This is a genomic window from Nonomuraea sp. NPDC050310, assembly GCF_040655795.1.
Taxonomy (GTDB): domain Bacteria; phylum Actinomycetota; class Actinomycetes; order Streptosporangiales; family Streptosporangiaceae; genus Nonomuraea.
In genome coordinates, this window is the sequence record NZ_JBFAKP010000003.1 from 640,561 (window position 1) to 655,718 (window position 15,158).

Consider the following 15,158-nt stretch of genomic DNA (forward strand, 5'->3'; position numbering starts at 1 on the left):
GAGGTGCCGTCTTGGCCAACGAGGTGACCATTCCCCTGCTGCCCTGCGTCTCGATCGATGAGATCGCCGCCTTCTACGGGGTGCTCGGCTTCACCACCACCTACCGGCAGCTCCGCCCCAACCCCTACCTCGCCGTCCGGCGCGAGGACCTCGAACTGCACTTCGCCGGTATCCCGGGCTTCGACCCCGAGCAGTCGTACGGCAGTTGTGTCGTGCGGGTGCCGGACACCGGCGTGCTGCACCGGGCCTTCGCCGACGGCATGCGTGCCGCCTACGGGAAGGTGCTCGTGGCCGGGATCCCGCGGATGACCACGCCGCGGCGGCGCAAGAACGTCGACGGCCTGGCCGGGTTCAGCGTCGTGGATCCCGGGGGGAACTGGATCCGCTTCTTCCCCGCCCAGGACGACGCCGCCGCCCCGCCGTCGTCGGCGACCAAGCTCGGGATCGCCCTGCAGAACGCCGTCGTCCAGGGCGACTCCCGGGGAGACGAGCGACAGGCGGCGCTGATCCTCGATGGCGTCCTGCGCCGCACCGACGAGGCCGATGCGCCGGCTGGTGACCTGGTGGAGGTCCTCCTCTACCGGGCCGAGCTCGCCGGCCGTCTCGGCTCTCCGGACGAGGCCCGCACCTTCCTCGCCCGCGCCCTGGCCGTCCCCCTCGACCCCACCACCCGCACCCGCCTCGCCGCCCCCCTCGCCGCCGCAGCCGACCTCACCACCGCCATCTCCCCCGCCGAGCCCTAGACCCCCGCCTTCCCGCCCTCATCACCCGCCACCCGCCCTCCCAGCTCCCCATCCCCGGCAGCCCCGTCCTCGACGCCCCACCTCCCTCAGCACCCCGCGTCCCCAGCACCTCCCCCTCCTGGGCAGTCTCGCCTCTCGGGCAGCCCCGCCTCCCGGGCACCCCCGCCTCCCGGGCACCCCCGCCTCCCGGACAGCCCGCCTCCCGAGCACCCCCGCCTCCCGAGCACCCCCGGCTTTCAGCGGCCCAGTCCCCGACACCCTGCCCCCCGTCTCCCAGCCCCCCGGTCTCCCGGGAGCTAGGCGGCGGCGGGGGGCCGGTTGGTGGTGGGAGCAGGGTGGTGGCGGGTGGCAGCGGGGTGGTGGCGGGTAAGCGGGGTGACGGGGGGCGGCGGTCGCAGGGTGACGGGCTGCGGCCGGAGCTCAGGTGGCCCGTGGCGGGTGGCGGGTTGCAGCCGGTGGCCGGGGTCGGTTGGTGGGCGGGGTCGGTTGGTGGCGGGTCAGGGAGCGGGGCCAGGCAGTGGTCGTGGGCCGAGGGACGGCGGCCGGGGCCAGGTAGTAAGTGGCCGGTGGTGGGGGGCAGGTGGTGGGGGCAGGTGGTGGGGGGCAGGTGGTGGGGGGTGGTCGGGCTGAGCGTTAGAGGTTGACCTCGCCGTTCACGCAGGTGACGACCTCGCCGCCGACCCAGATGGTGCCCTGCTCGTCGGTCGAGACCCGGACCCGCCCGGCTCGCCCCATCACGGTGCCCTGGCTGGCGGTGTACGGCGTAGCGGCCCGGCCCCTGCCGAGGAGCCACTGGGCGACGGAGGCGTTGAGGCTGCCGGTCACGGGGTCCTCGCGCATCACCCCGTCCACCGGGAAGAACGCCCGCACCTCGTAGTCGGTCTCCGACCCCGGCGGCCAGGCCCCCACCACGCCGATCTTCTGCTCCAGGTAGCCGGGCCGCAACGCCAGCACCGCCTCGGCGTCGGCCAGCTCGACCGCGACCCAGCCGGGCCCGTTGTCGGCCCAGGCCGCCGCCACGATGTCCTCCTGCCCGAGCCCCAGCGCCCGCGCGACCTCGTCGAGCAGCTCCGGCGGCAGCTCCCCCGAGCGGATCAGCGGCGGCGCGGCGAACGCCAGGCTCGCCCCCTCACGCCGGATCCGCACCAGCCCGGCCCCGCACTCCTGGACCACGACGCCCTCGGTCTTGGGCCGCCCGCCGGCCTCCAGCCAGACCTGGCAGCTGCCCAGCGTCGGGTGTCCGGCGAAGGGCAGTTCCTGGGCCGGGGTGAAGATCCGCACCAGGTAGTCCGCCTCGGGGTCGGCCGGCGGGAGCAGGAAGGTGGTCTCGGAGAGGTTCGTCCACCGGGCGAACCGCTGCATCTCCTCCTGGCTCAGCCCCTCCCCGTCGACCACCACGGCCAGCGGGTTGCCGTAGTACGGCACAGCGGTGAAGACATCGACTTGCCGGAATGCACGCTTCATGGTTTCGAGTCTGGCAGAACTCCCCGCCAGCGCCTCACAGGGCGCGGAGGCGCGCCACCGCCCGCTCCAGGGAGTCCGCCGGCACGTCCTCGAAGAGGTCGGTCACGATCGCGCCGTCCTTGGCCTCCCAGACGCCGGCCACCCGGCCCCGGTAGACCACCACGGGCGAGATCCACCCCGCCTGCCGGCTGACCTTGGCCTTGGCCCCGGCCGGGATGAGCGGCTCCAGGTCGCGCGGCGCGCCGAGGATGTACTGGTCGAAGCCCGGCAGCAGGTGCGCCGCCTCGGAGACCGGCGTGGCCGCCAGCGAGTCGAGGTCGGCGGTGAGCGCGAGCAGTGGCCGCCCGCCGGCCTCGACCTCGGTGAGCTCGGGGGCGAGCGCGCGGAACCACGACTTGACGGCGGGCTTGGCCACCCCGGCGCCGAACAGCCAGGAGCCGAACATCTCGGCGCTCGCCGGGCCGTGCGCCCCGAGGAAGGCGCGCGCCAGCCGTACCCCCGCCTCGGTGCGGTCGGGCAGCTCGGCGGGCCAGCCGGGGACCCAGTCGCGGGGCGAGGCGAAGGTGACCTTGCCGTCGCGGGGCGGGCCGTAGCAGAGCTCGCCGAGCCGGCTGAGCGGTTTGAGCAGCGCGCCCCAGCCGGAGGAGAGCGCCTCGCGCAGGTGGGCGTCGGCGGTGACCTCGACGACGGCCTCGACGAGCTCCTCGCGGGTCAGGACCCGGCCGGACAACGCCCGGGGCACGGCCTCGATGATCTTGTCGATCTCGGCGGCGGTGACGCCGTGGCCGCGTTGCCAGGCCCCCTTCTCCCAGGCCCGGTAGGCGCACAGGGCCGAGCAGTAGTCGGCCAGCGTGTCGGCGGGCACGAGGTGCAGCGTGCCGCGCATGACCCAGGTCTTGACCAGCTCACGCCGCTCCCACAGGGCCTCCTCCACGCCGGAGGCGCCGCGCACGGCCACGGCCAGCCGGGCGGCCGAGGCGACCTGGGCCTGCACGCCGCACAGCCGGCGGGCGACGGCGACCGCGTCGGGAGCGTCGGCGGCGCTCACGAACTGCCGGTCGAGTCGCCACGAGAGGATCTGGGGCCAGGTCAGCTCAATCGTCACGGCACCACTTCTACACCCTGCCACCGACAGGCGAAGACCCCCGGGCAGGCGTCCCGGGGGTCCTCGGCGTGCGGGCGGAGATCAGGCGGTGAAGCCGATGTCCTGGTACTTCAGGTCGTAGAAGCCGCGCGCGCCCAGGTTGGCCAGGGTGGACTTGGCCGCGACGTTCTGCGGCCGCTGGTAGAGCGTGACCAGGTTGACCGCCTGCCAGATGAGCTTGTCGGCGGCGTTGGTGTCGGCCCGCGCGGTGGCCGGGTCGAGCGCGGCGGTGGCCTTGTTCATCGCCGCGTCGATCTCGGCCGAGCCGATGCGCCCGAGGTTGTTGCCCCACTGCAGCTCGCCGCCGGCGCCCTTGGCGGCGTTGGCGTACAGGGAGTAGCTGCTGGAGACCGGGAACGGGGTGCCGGTGTAGGCGAAGGCGGTGAAGTCGTAGTTGCCGGGGATGATGTACTTCGTGAAGAAGTCCTCGCTAGGCACCGCCTGGAGCGTGACCTTCACCCCGATCTGGCCGAGCATGCTCTGCAGCAGCTCGCCCTCCGACTTGGTGAGCTGCAGCCCGGACGGCATGACGAAGCGCAGGTTGAGCTCCTTGCCGTCCTTCATCCTGGTCTGACCGGACAGCTTCCAGCCGGCCGCGTCGAGCTGCTGCTTGGCCTGCTCGGCGTTGTAGACGCCGAGGTCGCCGGCGTTGTCCTGGTAGCCCTCCTGGGTGTTCATGAAGAAGTGGTTGTTCAGCAGGGTGATCGGCCAGTCGAGGCCCTGCAGGTCGGACTGGGCGATGGCCTGGCGGTTGATGCCCTTGAGCAGCGCCTGCCGTACCTTCACGTCCTTGAGCAGCGCGCTCTCGCCGTTGAAGAGCACGTGCCGGAAGTCGGGCGCGGCGGCTTGGCGGACGACCGCGCCGGAGGTGCCCTTGGCGCGGGCGTAGTCGGGCGCGGAGGGGCCGATGTCGAAGGTGTCGAGCTCGCCGTTGGCGAAGGCCGAGATCAGCGCGTCGCTCTCCATGGAGCGGAAGATGATCTGGTCGAGCTTGGCCTTCTCCCCCCACCAGGCGTCGTCGCGCAGCAGCGTGGTGGTCTTGGCCGTCTTGTCGATGCTGCCGAACTTGAACGGCCCGGCGGTGACCGGGATCTTGTTCACCCAGCCGGTGTTGAACTGCTCGGCCGTACCGGTGGCGGACTTGGGGTAGAGCGGGGCGAACAGGCTCTGCCAGTCGGTGAAGTTGCGGGTGAAGGTGATGACGACCTCGTAGTCGTCCTTGCCCTTCTTGACGCTCTCGATGTCCTGGTAGCCGGTGACGCTGCCGCCGCGGAAGGCGGGGTCCTTGCCGTTGAGCGCCTTCCACTGGGCCTCGTAGTCGGCCCAGGTGATCGGCTTGCCGTCGGACCACTTGGCCTTGGGGTTGAGCGTGAGGGTGACGACCTGCTTGGGGTTCTTCGCGGTGATCTTGCCGTCCACCAGGTAGTCGGGGTTGGGGGTGATCACCGCCTTCTCGTCCGAGCGGAAGGGGGCGGGCATCAGCGCGTCGATGACCTTCTTGGTGATCGCGTTGCTGCCGTCGGTGTGGCCCATGTTCCACTGGGTCGGGAAGTCGTTGATGCCCCAGCGCAGCGTGCCGCCGTCCTTGACCTGGTCCCGGGCGACCGGGTTGATGTCGTAGGCCTTCATCGCCTGGGGTGAGCCCCCGCCGCCGCTCCCGCCGCCGCTGCCGCCCGAGCTGCCGCCTCCCCCGCCGCACCCGGACAGGGCCAGCGCCCCGGCCGCCGCCAGGATCAGGAGCTTCTTCACAATCCCTCCGTTTTCTCGGCGTAGTGGCATGCCACGCCATGATCGGTGTCTAGCTGCCGGACGGCGGGGTCGTCCTGGACGCACCGCGACTGCTCCGGCTCGGAAAGGGTCTTGAACAGCGGGCAGCGGGTGCGGAAGCGGCAACCCGAGGGCGGGTCGGCCGGGCTGGGCAGGTCGCCGTCCAGCAGGATCCGCTTCCTGGTCCGCTCCTTGTCCGGGTCGGGCAACGGGATGGCCGACAGCAGGGCCCGCGTGTAGGGGTGCAGGGGCCGGTCGTAGACCTGCCCGACCTCGCCGAGCTCGACGATCCGCCCGAGGTACATCACCGCCACCCGATCGGCCAGGTGCCGCACCACGGCCAGGTCGTGCGCGACGAACAGGTAGCTCAGCGCCAGCCGCTTCTTCAGGTCGTCGAGCAGGTTGATCACGCCCGCCTGGATGGACACGTCGAGCGCGGAGACCGGCTCGTCGAGCAGCACCAGGCGGGGTTCGAGGGCCAGCGCGCGGGCGATGCCGATGCGCTGGCGCTGGCCGCCGGAGAAGTCCTGCGGGTAGCGGGCGGCGTGGGACCGGTCGAGCCCGACCAGGTCGAGCAGCTCGTGGATGCGCGGCCCCGGCTTCCTGACGCCCTGGGCGCGCAGCGGCTCGGCGAGCAGGTCGTAGACGGTCATCCGGGGGTCGAGCGAGGCCAGCGGGTCCTGGAAGACGACCGACATGTCGCGCCGCAGGCCCGCCCGGTCCTTGGCGGTCAGCCGGGCGACGTCCTTGCCGAGCACGCTGATCGAGCCGCCCTGGGGGCGGCTGAGCTCCAGCACCTCCATGAGCGCCGTCGTCTTGCCGCATCCTGACTCGCCGACCAGGCCGAGCGTCTCGCTCTCGCGGATGGCGAAGCTGATGCCGTCCACGGCGTGGACCGTGCCGACCCGGCGCTTGAAGATCGCGCCCTTCATCAGCGGGTAGTGCTTGATCAGATCCTCGACCGCCAGCACCGCCGGGCCGGAGGGCTCCGGTTCGGGAAGCGCGTCGCCCGGTTCGGGCCGCGCGTGCCGGCCGGCCGGCACGCTCTCGACGTCGTAGACCTCGACCGGCGACAGGTCGCGGTCGGCGATCTCGCCGGCGCGGATGCAGGCCGCGCGGTGGCCGAGCCCGTCGACCACCTCCAGCAGCGGCTCCGCGGTACGGCAGGCGTCGATCGCCATCGGGCAGCGCGGATGGAACGGGCAGCCCGGCGGCAGCGCCGCCAGCGAGGGCGGGCTGCCCTCGATCGGCACCAGCGGCTGCCCAGCCCCCTGGTCGAGCCGCGGGATCGAGCCCAGCAACCCCAGCGTGTACGGCATGCGGGGCCGGTAGTAGATGTCGTCCACCGTCCCCACCTCGACCGGCCGGCCGGCGTACATGACCAGCACCCGGTCGGCCATCCCCGCCACCACCCCGAGGTCGTGCGTGATCATCACGATCGCCGCCCCGGTCTCCTCCCGCGCCTTCTTGAGCACGTCGAGGACCTGCGCCTGGATGGTCACGTCGAGCGCGGTCGTCGGCTCGTCGCAGATGATCACGTCGGGGTCGTTCGCGACGGCCATCGCGATGACCGCCCGCTGCCGCATGCCGCCGGAGAACTCGTGCGGGAACTGCCGCGCCCGCACCCCCGGGTTGGGGATGCCGACCAGGTCGAGCAGCTCGACCGCGCGCACCGCCGCCCGCTCCTTCGACACCTTCTGGTGCAGCCGGACCGCCTCGGCGATCTGGTCGCCGACCCGGTAGACCGGGGTGAGCGCGGAGAGTGGGTCCTGGAAGACCATGGAGATCGTCTTGCCGCGGAAGGCGGTGAGCGTCCGCTCCTTGGCGCCGAGGATCTCGGTGCCGTGCAGCCGGACCGAGCCCTCGGCCCTGGCGTGCGGCGGCAGCAGGCCCATCACCGCGAGCGAGGTGACCGACTTGCCGGAGCCGGACTCGCCCACGATGCCCAGGACCTCGCCCCGCCGTACCGCGTAGGAGACCCCGCGGACCGCGTGCACCTCGCCGAACCGGACGTGGAGGTCGGTGACCTGGAGCACCGGTTCGTTCATTTTCCCCTCTTCGAGGTCGGGTCGAAGGCGTCGCGCAGGGAGTCGCCGATCAGGTTGACCGCCAGCACGGTGACGACCAGCACGCCGGCGGCGAACCAGAAGGTCCAGGGGGCGTAGGTCGCGGTCTTGGAGCCGTCGGCGATGAGGCTGCCGAGGGAGACGTCGGGCGGCTGGATGCCGAAGCCGAAGTAGGACAGCACGGTCTCGGTGAGGATGGCGGCGCTGACGTTGAGCGTGGCGTCCACGATGAGCAGCGAGGACATGTTGGGGATGATGTGCTGGAAGATGATCTTCCAGGCGGGCACGCCCATGAACCGGGCGGCGGCCACGAACTCCCGTTCCTTGATGGAGATGGTCAGCCCGCGCACCACCCGAGAGGTGATCATCCACATGAACAGCGCCAGCATGATCACGAAGAGCACCCACGCGCCGCCCGAGAACAGCGGCGACATGATCGCCAGGATCAGGAAGCTGGGCAGCACGAGCAGCAGGCTGACCACCCACTGCAGCACCCGGTCCGTCCAGCCGAGGAAGTAGCCGCCGAAGGCGCCGACGACGGCCGCGATGGCGGTGCTGATCACGCCGACCAGGAGGCCGACGAGCAACGACTTCTGCATCCCGCGCAGAGTGAGCGCGTAGACGTCGGCCCCGGTCTGGAGCGTTCCCCACCAGTGCGAGGCCGACGGCGGGGCCAGGAAGGCGGTGAAGTCCTTGTCGGTGTAGCTCCAGTGGCCCAGCAGCGGCCCGAAGAAGGCCAGCACGAACATCAGCGCCAGCAGCACGAAGCCGATCAGGCCCTGCCGCATGCCGAAGAAGCGCCGGGCGACCACCCGGAAGCGGGACGGGACCTGGACCGCCTCCAGCTCTTCCGCCATCTCCTCCTCGGCGAGCGTCACGAGACCCGCACCCTCGGGTCGAGCGCCGCGGTCAGCAGGTCGGCCAGCAGCGAGGCGAAGAGCACGGCGATGGCGGTCAGGAAGGCGATGGCGGCCACGGTGTTGACGTCGTTGGTGGTGATGGAGTTCACCAGTTGCTGGCCCAGGCCGGGCCAGTTGAAGACCTTCTCGGTGATCGTCGCGCCGACCAGCAGCGAGCCGAAGGTGAAGGCGAAGTAGGTGACCGCCGGGATCAGCGCGGTGCGCAGCGCGTGCTTGGTCAGCGCCGCCCGCCTGGACATGCCCTTGGCCATCGCGGTGCGGATGAAGTCGGCGCCGAGCACGTCGAGCATCATGTTGCGCTGGTAGCGGCTGAAGGTGGCGATCAGCCCGATGGACAGCGAGATGGTCGGCAGGATGAGGTGCTGCACCCGGTCGAGCAGGTGCGCGAAGAAGCCGCCGGTCAGGCCGGGCGTGGCCTCGCCGCTGACGTAGACGACCGGGATGCCGAGCAGGTTGTTGAACTGCGTGCCGAGGATGACCAGGATCGTGGCCAGCACGACCGTGGGGACGGCCAGCACGAAGAAGGAGGCCACGGTGGTCAGCCGGTCGAACCAGCCGTACTGCTTGACCGCGGCGTAGGCGCCGATGGCGACGCCGAGGAAGCTGCCGAAGAAGACGCCGATGATGATCAGGCGGAAGGTCACCCCGGCACGGCGCTTGAGGTCCTCGTTGACCGAGTCGCCCTGGACGGTCAGGCCGAAGTCACCGTGCGCGACCCCGCTCACCCAGGTGCCGTAGCGCTCCAGGAGCGGGGTCTTGTCGTTGAGGTTCAGCTCGTCCAGCCGGGCGTCGATCGCCGCCGCGGGGAGCGGCGGGTTGCGGCCGAGGTAGTTGGCCCTCGGACTGAGGGCGCTGGCGGCCAGCATGTACGCCAGACTCGTGGCGACGAAGGTCAGCACCACGTAGTTGACCAGTCGCCGGAACAGGAACCCCGCCATCGCACCTCCGCTCAGTAGTCATAGTGCTACACCATGTAACCACTGCGGAGGGGTCTGGATTCAAAGAGGGGTGTTATTAGCGTCCGGATAGTTCGTCGACGGCCTCGCGGACGTCGTCGCGGGTGATGGTGGTGAGCTCCTCGGCGGAGCTGGCGGAACCGGCGGTCGCGGCCAGCCGGACGTCGCGCCGCATGGCCGCGCGCTCGAACAGCGAGCGGGCGAAGCGGCCGTTGCCCAGCCCGTCGATCAGCCGCTCGGCGCACACCACCCGGAAGACCTCGTCCAGGTCGGCCCGGGCGGCCTCGTCGAAGCGGTCGCCGGAGCGCTCGGCGAGCAGCACCGCGATCTGCGACAGCTCGGCGGGCGAGTAGCTCGGGAAGCGCACCCACTGGTTGAACCGGCTGGACAGGCCCGGATTGGTGCCCAGGAAGGTGGTCATCTCGCGCTCGTAGCCGGCCAGGATGATCACCAGTCGGTCGCGGTCGTCCTCGGCCCGCTTGAGCAACGTCTGGACCGCCTCCGCGCCGAAGGCGTCGCCGCCCGAGTAGCCCGGGTTGACCAGCGAGTAGGCCTCGTCGATGAAGAGCACCCCGCCGAGCGCCCGGTCGACCAGCTCGTTGGTCTTGATCGCGGTCGCGCCTAGGTGCTGGCCGACCAGGTCGGCCCGGTGCGCCTCGACCACGTCGGGGCGGGCCAGCAGGCCGAGCGCGGCGAAGATGCGGCCGAGGATGCGGGCCACGGTGGTCTTGCCGGTGCCCGGCGGGCCGACGAACAGGAAGTGCCGCATCGGCGCGGGCGCGGGCAGCCCGCGCTCCTGGCGCATCCTGGCCACCTTGAGCTGGGCGGCGATGGCGTGGACCCGTTCCTTGACCGGTTCGAGGCCGCCCATGCGGTCGAGGTCGGCCAGCGCCTCCTCCAGCGACGGCGTGGTCTGGTAGCCGCGGAAGCGCGAGGTCAGCTCGTTGAAGGCCTTCGTCACGTCGGCGACCGTGGTGGTCACCAGGTCCTCGGTGGCGGGGGTGCCGCCCGCGCCGACCACCCGCACGTCGCGGGCCTGCGCGGCGGCCTCGACCAGGCTGCGCACGAAGCGCGCGTTGCCCAGCTCGTCCACCAGGCCGCGGCGCTGCACGTCCTCGTACAGCCCGAGCAGCGCCGGGCGCGCGTCGGCGGTGAGCCGGTCGCCGCGGCGGCGCTGCAGCAGGTCGGTGATCTCCAGCAGCTCGGCGGGCGAGTAGCCGGGGAAGCGCACCCGGGTGGCGAAGCGGCTGGACAGGCCCGGGTTGGAGGCCAGGAAGGTGGTCATCTCCTGCTCGTAGCCGGCCAGGATGATGATCAGCCGGTCGCGGTCGTCCTCGGCCCGCTTGAGCAGCGTCTGCACCGCCTCGGCGCCGAACCGGTCCGGCTGGCCGTCGCCGGCGTTGAGCAGGGAGTAGGCCTCGTCGATGAAGAGAACCCCGCCGAGCGCCCGGTCCACCAGCTCGTTGGTCTTGATCGCGGTCGCGCCCAGGAACTCGCCGACCAGGTCGGCACGCTGCGCCTCGACCACGTACGGCGTCTCCAGCAGGCCGAAGGCGTAGAAGATCTTGGCGAGGGTGCGGGCCACGCTGGTCTTGCCGGTGCCCGGCGGGCCGACGAAGACGAAGTGCCGCATCGGCCGGTCGGTGGTGTAGCCCGCCTCGGCGCGCATCCGGGTCGCCTCGATGGAGGCGGCGATCGAGCGCACCTGCTCCTTGACCGGCTGCAGCCCGATCATCGTGTCGAGCTCGCTCAGCGCCTCGGCGGCCGACAGCGGCGGGGGCGGCAGCGAGGGGTCGTGCTGCTGCTCGGGCCGCCCCTCCCGCACCCGCACGCGGACCTGCTCCTCGGCGTTGAGCTCCTGGCGGACCTTGCGGGCCACCACGAAGCGGTAGATCAGCACCGCGACCGCCGCGCCGTAGGCGACCGAGACGGCGGCCAGCCCGAGCACGGGGGTGAGCAGCGTGGCCAGCACCCCCGCAGGGACCAGGGCCAGCAACGTGGTCAGCCAGGGCGGCACCCAGCGGATGAGGTGCGCGCCGACCGCGGTGAGCACGCCCAGCAGCGCCATCAGCGTCAGCGCGGTGGCGTCCTGCACCATCACCCCGAGCAGAGCGCCCCAGCCCACCACCACCAGCACGGTCGCCGCGGCGCGCGGGAAGCTCAGCGTCAGCCCGATGAAGCCCAGCGCGACCAGGGTGAGGAAGAAGGTGCGCGGCAGGTCCCAGTCGAGGGCCACGCCCAGGCCGACCATCCCGACGAGCACCACGCCGAACATCACCCGGCGCAACGCCGGCGGAAGCCGGAAGTAGCGCTCGCGGACCTGCTCGAACCGGTCTCGTGCGACCGCGCGCCCCGCGGTCGCGTTCATCGCCGCGCCGCCTCGGGCCGGCGTGGCACGCGCCGGGTGCGACCCGCGCGTCTCGCAAGATCTGGCCTCACGTCCTCGGTCCCCCTCGCGTCCGCCGCCCCCGGTTATACCGTACGGCGGAGCCACGGCCCAGAGACACGCCCAAGCGGCACGGTCAATCCGTTTCGGCCAGGAATCCGGCGATACGCCACCCTAGTTCGGCTCCGGCGTCCTCCTGGAGGAAGCGCGGGGCCTCGGGCACGGGAATGTCACCGGCCGGCAAGCCCGAGGCGCCGGGATTCAGCGGCGCTGGTGGCGTCCGGGGAACTCGGTCACGAGCACCTGCTTGGGGGTGACGCGCACCAGGTCGCCCTCGGCCCAGGCCACGCCGCGCACCTCGACCCAGTACCTCCGGCGCAACGCGTCGGCGGCGAAGACGGCCACCCGGGGGTCGGTCCCGATCGCCGCCCACACCTCCTCGCCGGCGATCAGGCGCAGCTCGCCGAGGGCGCTGACGGTGCCGATCACGCCCGCCACGCGGGGGCCGCGCTCGTCGCCGAAGGCCACGACGACGCCGCGGGCGTAGGCGAGCGCCTGCCGTACCTCGGGGTCCAGGGCCACCGGCGGGCGCGTCTCGGCGTCCAGGAGGTCCTCGGCCATCAGCAGCGAGGCCCGGCCCGGCCCGGGGGCGCCGCGCCACCAGGCGCGCACCGCCCGCAGGGCGAAGACCAGCACCACGGCGAGCTTGGCGCCCAGGCCCGCCCGCCAGGCCCACACCCAGCCGGTCAGCCCGCCGGTCGCGCAGGCCACCGCCCCCGCCAGCACCAGGGCGAAGGCCACCCCGAGCCACCGGTCCCCCGCCACCGGCCCACCGCGCCGGCTCGCCCGGTGCAGCAGGTACGGCACGGCCAGCCCGAGCACCGCGCCCCGCGGATCCACCGCCAGGGCGACCACGGCCAGCGCCAGTTGCGCCGACCACGCCCGGCCCACCAGCAGCCAGCGCGCGACCACGACGTCCCGCCGGGCGACCCGCTCCCCCGCGGCGGCGGCGAACTGCTCCAGCGCCAGGACCGGACGGCCCCGCCACACCTCGGCGAACAGCCGCACCCCCGCCAGCGCCGGCCAGCCGAGCACCACGACCCCGGCCAGGCCCGCCCACAGCGGGTCCAGCACCGGGGCCAGGCCGGGCGTCGCGGGGACGACCGGCAGCACCAGCCAGAGCGTGAAGGCGGCCACCGACAGCACGGCCGAGGCCACCGCCGTGCCGAGCCACGGGTCGCGGGCCAGCATCGCCGGGACGTGCGACCACAGGCGGACGCGGCGGGCCTGCCGGACCGTGATCGGGACCACCGCGAGCAGCACCGCCACCCCGGCCAGGCGGGCCTCCCCGCCCCGGTCGAGGGCGAGCGCGGCGCCGGCCACCGCCAGCGTGGTGACCGCGAGCAGCAGCCGCACCTGGCGGGACCACACCTCCAGGGCCCGCCTGGCCCGGCCGGTCTCCCTCGGGTCGACCGGCCAGGCCGGGTCGTGGTGCGCCCTGGGGCGGTCCCACCGCAACAGCGCCAGCCCCAGGTTGATCCGCGCCTGCCCTCTAGCTCCCCGCTCCTGCCCGCCCGCATCGGGCTCCCGGGCGGGCGGGCTCGTGGACAGGGCGGTGCGGTAGTGGGTGGCCGCCTCCCGGTGGGCGCCGCGCAGCAGGGCGAGGTCGCCCAGCACCACCTGGGGCTCGGGTTCCTCGGGCGCGAACCGTGCCGCCAGTCCGGCCTGCTCGCGCGCCTCGCCCCACCTCCCCGGAGTCCGGCGGAGCACCTCGGCCAGCCGTACCCGGGAGGGCCACGAGCCGGGCGCCAGCCGTACCGCCTCCCGGGCGGGCGCGAGGGCCTCGCGGTCGTCGCCGATCCGGGAGTGGCCGAGGCTGACCAGGCGGTGGGCCCACTCGCTCAGCGGGTCGAGCTCGGCGGCGGCGGTGGCGGCGCGCAGGGCGGCCTCGGGACGGCCGGCGGCGAGGTGGGCGACGGCGAGCTCGCACCAGGCACGAGGGTTTTCCGGTTCGTCGTCCTCCTCGCCCATGAGTTCCATGATCGCCGCCCGCCCCCGGCATTGATAGATCCGGACATATGCCTGTATCTCTCTAGAGAGGTGGATCACCGGATCCGGCTGTGCCGGGGCAGGGCCATCGCCTAAGCTGCCAGCCATGCCCGGGGCGTCTCCGTGACCATCGCCGCCGCCGCCCCGACCAGGCGGCGTCTCCAGAGCGCCCGGCCACCAGAGCGCTGGGCGGTTCTGGCGCTGCTCTGCACGGCCCTGCTGCTGATCACCGTGGACGCGACCGTCCTGCACATCGCCGTCCCGGCGCTCACCGCGGCGCTCACCCCGTCCGGCGTGCAACTGCTGTGGATCATCGACGTCTACTCGCTGGTCGTCGCCCCGCTGCTCATTCTCTTCGGCGCGCTCGGCGACCGGTACGGGCGGAAACCGCTGGTCCTGGCCGGGCTGGGCGTCTTCGGGGTGGCCTCCGCGGCCGCGGCGTTCGCGCCCAACGCGGCCAGCCTGATCGCCGCCCGCGCGCTGCTCGGCATCGGCGGCGCCATGATCATGCCGGCCACGCTCTCGATCATCCGCCAGGTCTTCACCGACCGCCGCGAACGGGCCTTGGCCCTCGGCGTGTGGAGCGCCGTGGCCGCCGCCGGCGCGGCGGTGGGCCCGCTGATCGGCGGCCTGCTCGTCGGGCTGTGGTGGGGCGCCGTCTTCCTGATCAACGTGCCGATCCTGCTGGTGCTGCTGCCGATGGCCGCGCGCCTGCTGCCCGACTCCGCCCGCCGCCCCGGCACCGCCTGGGACACCCTCAGCGCGGTGTTGTCGGTCGCGGGCATCATGGCGGTCGCCTTCGGCCTCAAGGAGGCCGGCTCCGGGCACCTGCTCCCGCCCGCCGCCGCGCTCGCGGTGATGGTCGCGGGCGGCCTCGCGCTGGCCTGGTTCGTGCGCCGCCAGCGCAGCCTGGCGGTCCCGCTGCTCGACCTGTCGCTCTTTCGCGGCCGGGCCTTCAGCACCGGCGTGGCCGGCGTGCTGCTCGGCGTCTTCGCCCTGGTCGGCCTGCAGCTCATGCTCGCCCAGTACCTCCAGCTCGTGCTCGGTGACAGCCCGCCCGTGGCGGCCGTGCGCATGCTGCCGCTGGTGCTTTCGGCCATCTCCGGCGGGCTGATCGCCGCGCACCTGCTGCCCCGGCTCGGCCTGCGCACCACGATGAGCGGCGGCCTGGCCCTGGTGGCTCTGTCACTCACGCCCACGCTCGGCTGGGGCGTCGAGGGCCACCCGGTCATGCTGGCCGTCTGCTTCGTCGGCATCGGCTTCGGCGTGCAGGTGGCGTTGCTGGCCGCCTCCGACACGATCATGTCCTCGGTGCCGGAGTCGCGGGCGGGCGGCGCGGCGTCGATCGAGGAGACCGCCTACGAGCTCGGCGCCGGCCTGGGCGTGGCGGTCCTCGGCACCATCACCACGCTCGCCTACGCCCCGGCGCTCAAACCCGTTCCCGGCGTACGGCAGAGCGATCTCGACCAGGCCAGGCAGTCGCTGGCCAGCGCCAAGCACGTGGCCGACCAGGTCGGCGGCACCCCCGGGCACGCCCTGTTAGAGGCCGCCCGCTGGGCCTTCGTCAACGCCCTGCACACCACGGTGGCGGTCAGCGTGGTGCTGCTGGGCGCCACGGCCGTCGCCGTGGCGATGCTCTTGCGGCGCGATTGAGATGTCCGGA

At 72.9% G+C, this 15,158-nt stretch carries 10 protein-coding genes; 2 read left to right on the forward strand and 8 right to left on the reverse strand.

What is annotated here, in order from left to right; genetic code table 11:
- Nucleotides 1–11: 11 nt before the first annotated feature.
- Nucleotides 12–743: a VOC family protein gene (locus AB0I67_RS12590; RefSeq protein ID WP_357921962.1), complete on the forward strand. Its 732-nt coding sequence runs from the start codon at nucleotides 12–14 to the stop codon at nucleotides 741–743.
- Between the two features lie 633 nt (nucleotides 744–1,376).
- On the opposite strand, the gene AB0I67_RS12595 is transcribed toward AB0I67_RS12590, so the two are convergent.
- The 8 genes from AB0I67_RS12595 to AB0I67_RS12630 all read right to left on the reverse strand — a co-directional run bounded on the left by AB0I67_RS12595 (nucleotide 1,377) and on the right by AB0I67_RS12630 (nucleotide 13,477).
- Nucleotides 1,377–2,207, reverse strand: a complete 831-nt coding sequence (locus tag AB0I67_RS12595; RefSeq protein ID WP_357921965.1) for a PhzF family phenazine biosynthesis protein — start codon at nucleotides 2,205–2,207, stop codon at nucleotides 1,377–1,379.
- 34 nt (nucleotides 2,208–2,241) lie between these two features.
- Nucleotides 2,242–3,312, reverse strand: coding sequence for a winged helix DNA-binding domain-containing protein (locus tag AB0I67_RS12600; protein WP_357921968.1), 1,071 nt, complete (start codon nucleotides 3,310–3,312; stop codon nucleotides 2,242–2,244).
- Nucleotides 3,313–3,393: 81 nt separating this feature from the next.
- Nucleotides 3,394–5,100: an ABC transporter family substrate-binding protein gene (locus tag AB0I67_RS12605; RefSeq protein WP_357921970.1), complete on the reverse strand. Its 1,707-nt coding sequence runs from the start codon at nucleotides 5,098–5,100 to the stop codon at nucleotides 3,394–3,396.
- Entirely contained in the window at nucleotides 5,097–7,166 is a 2,070-nt protein-coding gene (locus tag AB0I67_RS12610; protein ID WP_357921973.1) for an ABC transporter ATP-binding protein, read from the reverse strand. The genes AB0I67_RS12605 and AB0I67_RS12610 overlap by 4 nt, the downstream gene beginning before the upstream one ends.
- On the reverse strand, nucleotides 7,163–8,062 hold the full coding sequence (locus AB0I67_RS12615; protein WP_357921976.1) for an ABC transporter permease: 900 nt from the start codon (nucleotides 8,060–8,062) through the stop codon (nucleotides 7,163–7,165). Before AB0I67_RS12615 ends, AB0I67_RS12610 begins: the two co-directional genes overlap by 4 nt.
- Nucleotides 8,059–9,042 (reverse strand): ABC transporter permease, encoded by a 984-nt coding sequence (locus AB0I67_RS12620; RefSeq protein WP_357921979.1) that lies wholly within the window; start codon nucleotides 9,040–9,042, stop codon nucleotides 8,059–8,061. Before AB0I67_RS12620 ends, AB0I67_RS12615 begins: the two co-directional genes overlap by 4 nt.
- 76 nt (nucleotides 9,043–9,118) lie before the next feature.
- Nucleotides 9,119–11,428: an AAA family ATPase gene (locus tag AB0I67_RS12625; protein ID WP_357921981.1), complete on the reverse strand. Its 2,310-nt coding sequence runs from the start codon at nucleotides 11,426–11,428 to the stop codon at nucleotides 9,119–9,121.
- Between the two features lie 279 nt (nucleotides 11,429–11,707).
- Complete coding sequence (locus AB0I67_RS12630) at nucleotides 11,708–13,477, reverse strand: hypothetical protein (RefSeq protein ID WP_357921984.1); 1,770 nt, start codon at nucleotides 13,475–13,477, stop codon at nucleotides 11,708–11,710.
- A gap of 141 nt (nucleotides 13,478–13,618) precedes the next feature.
- On the opposite strand from AB0I67_RS12630, the gene AB0I67_RS12635 reads away from it, so the two are divergent.
- On the forward strand, nucleotides 13,619–15,148 hold the full coding sequence (locus tag AB0I67_RS12635; protein ID WP_357921987.1) for an MFS transporter: 1,530 nt from the start codon (nucleotides 13,619–13,621) through the stop codon (nucleotides 15,146–15,148).
- The last annotated feature ends 10 nt before the right edge of the window (nucleotides 15,149–15,158 follow it).

Coding starts and splice junctions, on each gene's coding strand:
- AB0I67_RS12595 (WP_357921965.1), bottom strand. CDS start 2,207: ATGAAGCGTGCATTCCGGCAAGTCGATGTCTTCACCGCTGTGCCGTAC.
- AB0I67_RS12610 (WP_357921973.1), bottom strand. CDS start 7,166: ATGAACGAACCGGTGCTCCAGGTCACCGACCTCCACGTCCGGTTCGGC.
- AB0I67_RS12620 (WP_357921979.1), bottom strand. CDS start 9,042: ATGGCGGGGTTCCTGTTCCGGCGACTGGTCAACTACGTGGTGCTGACC.
- AB0I67_RS12625 (WP_357921981.1), bottom strand. CDS start 11,428: ATGAACGCGACCGCGGGGCGCGCGGTCGCACGAGACCGGTTCGAGCAG.
- AB0I67_RS12630 (WP_357921984.1), bottom strand. CDS start 13,477: ATGGGCGAGGAGGACGACGAACCGGAAAACCCTCGTGCCTGGTGCGAG.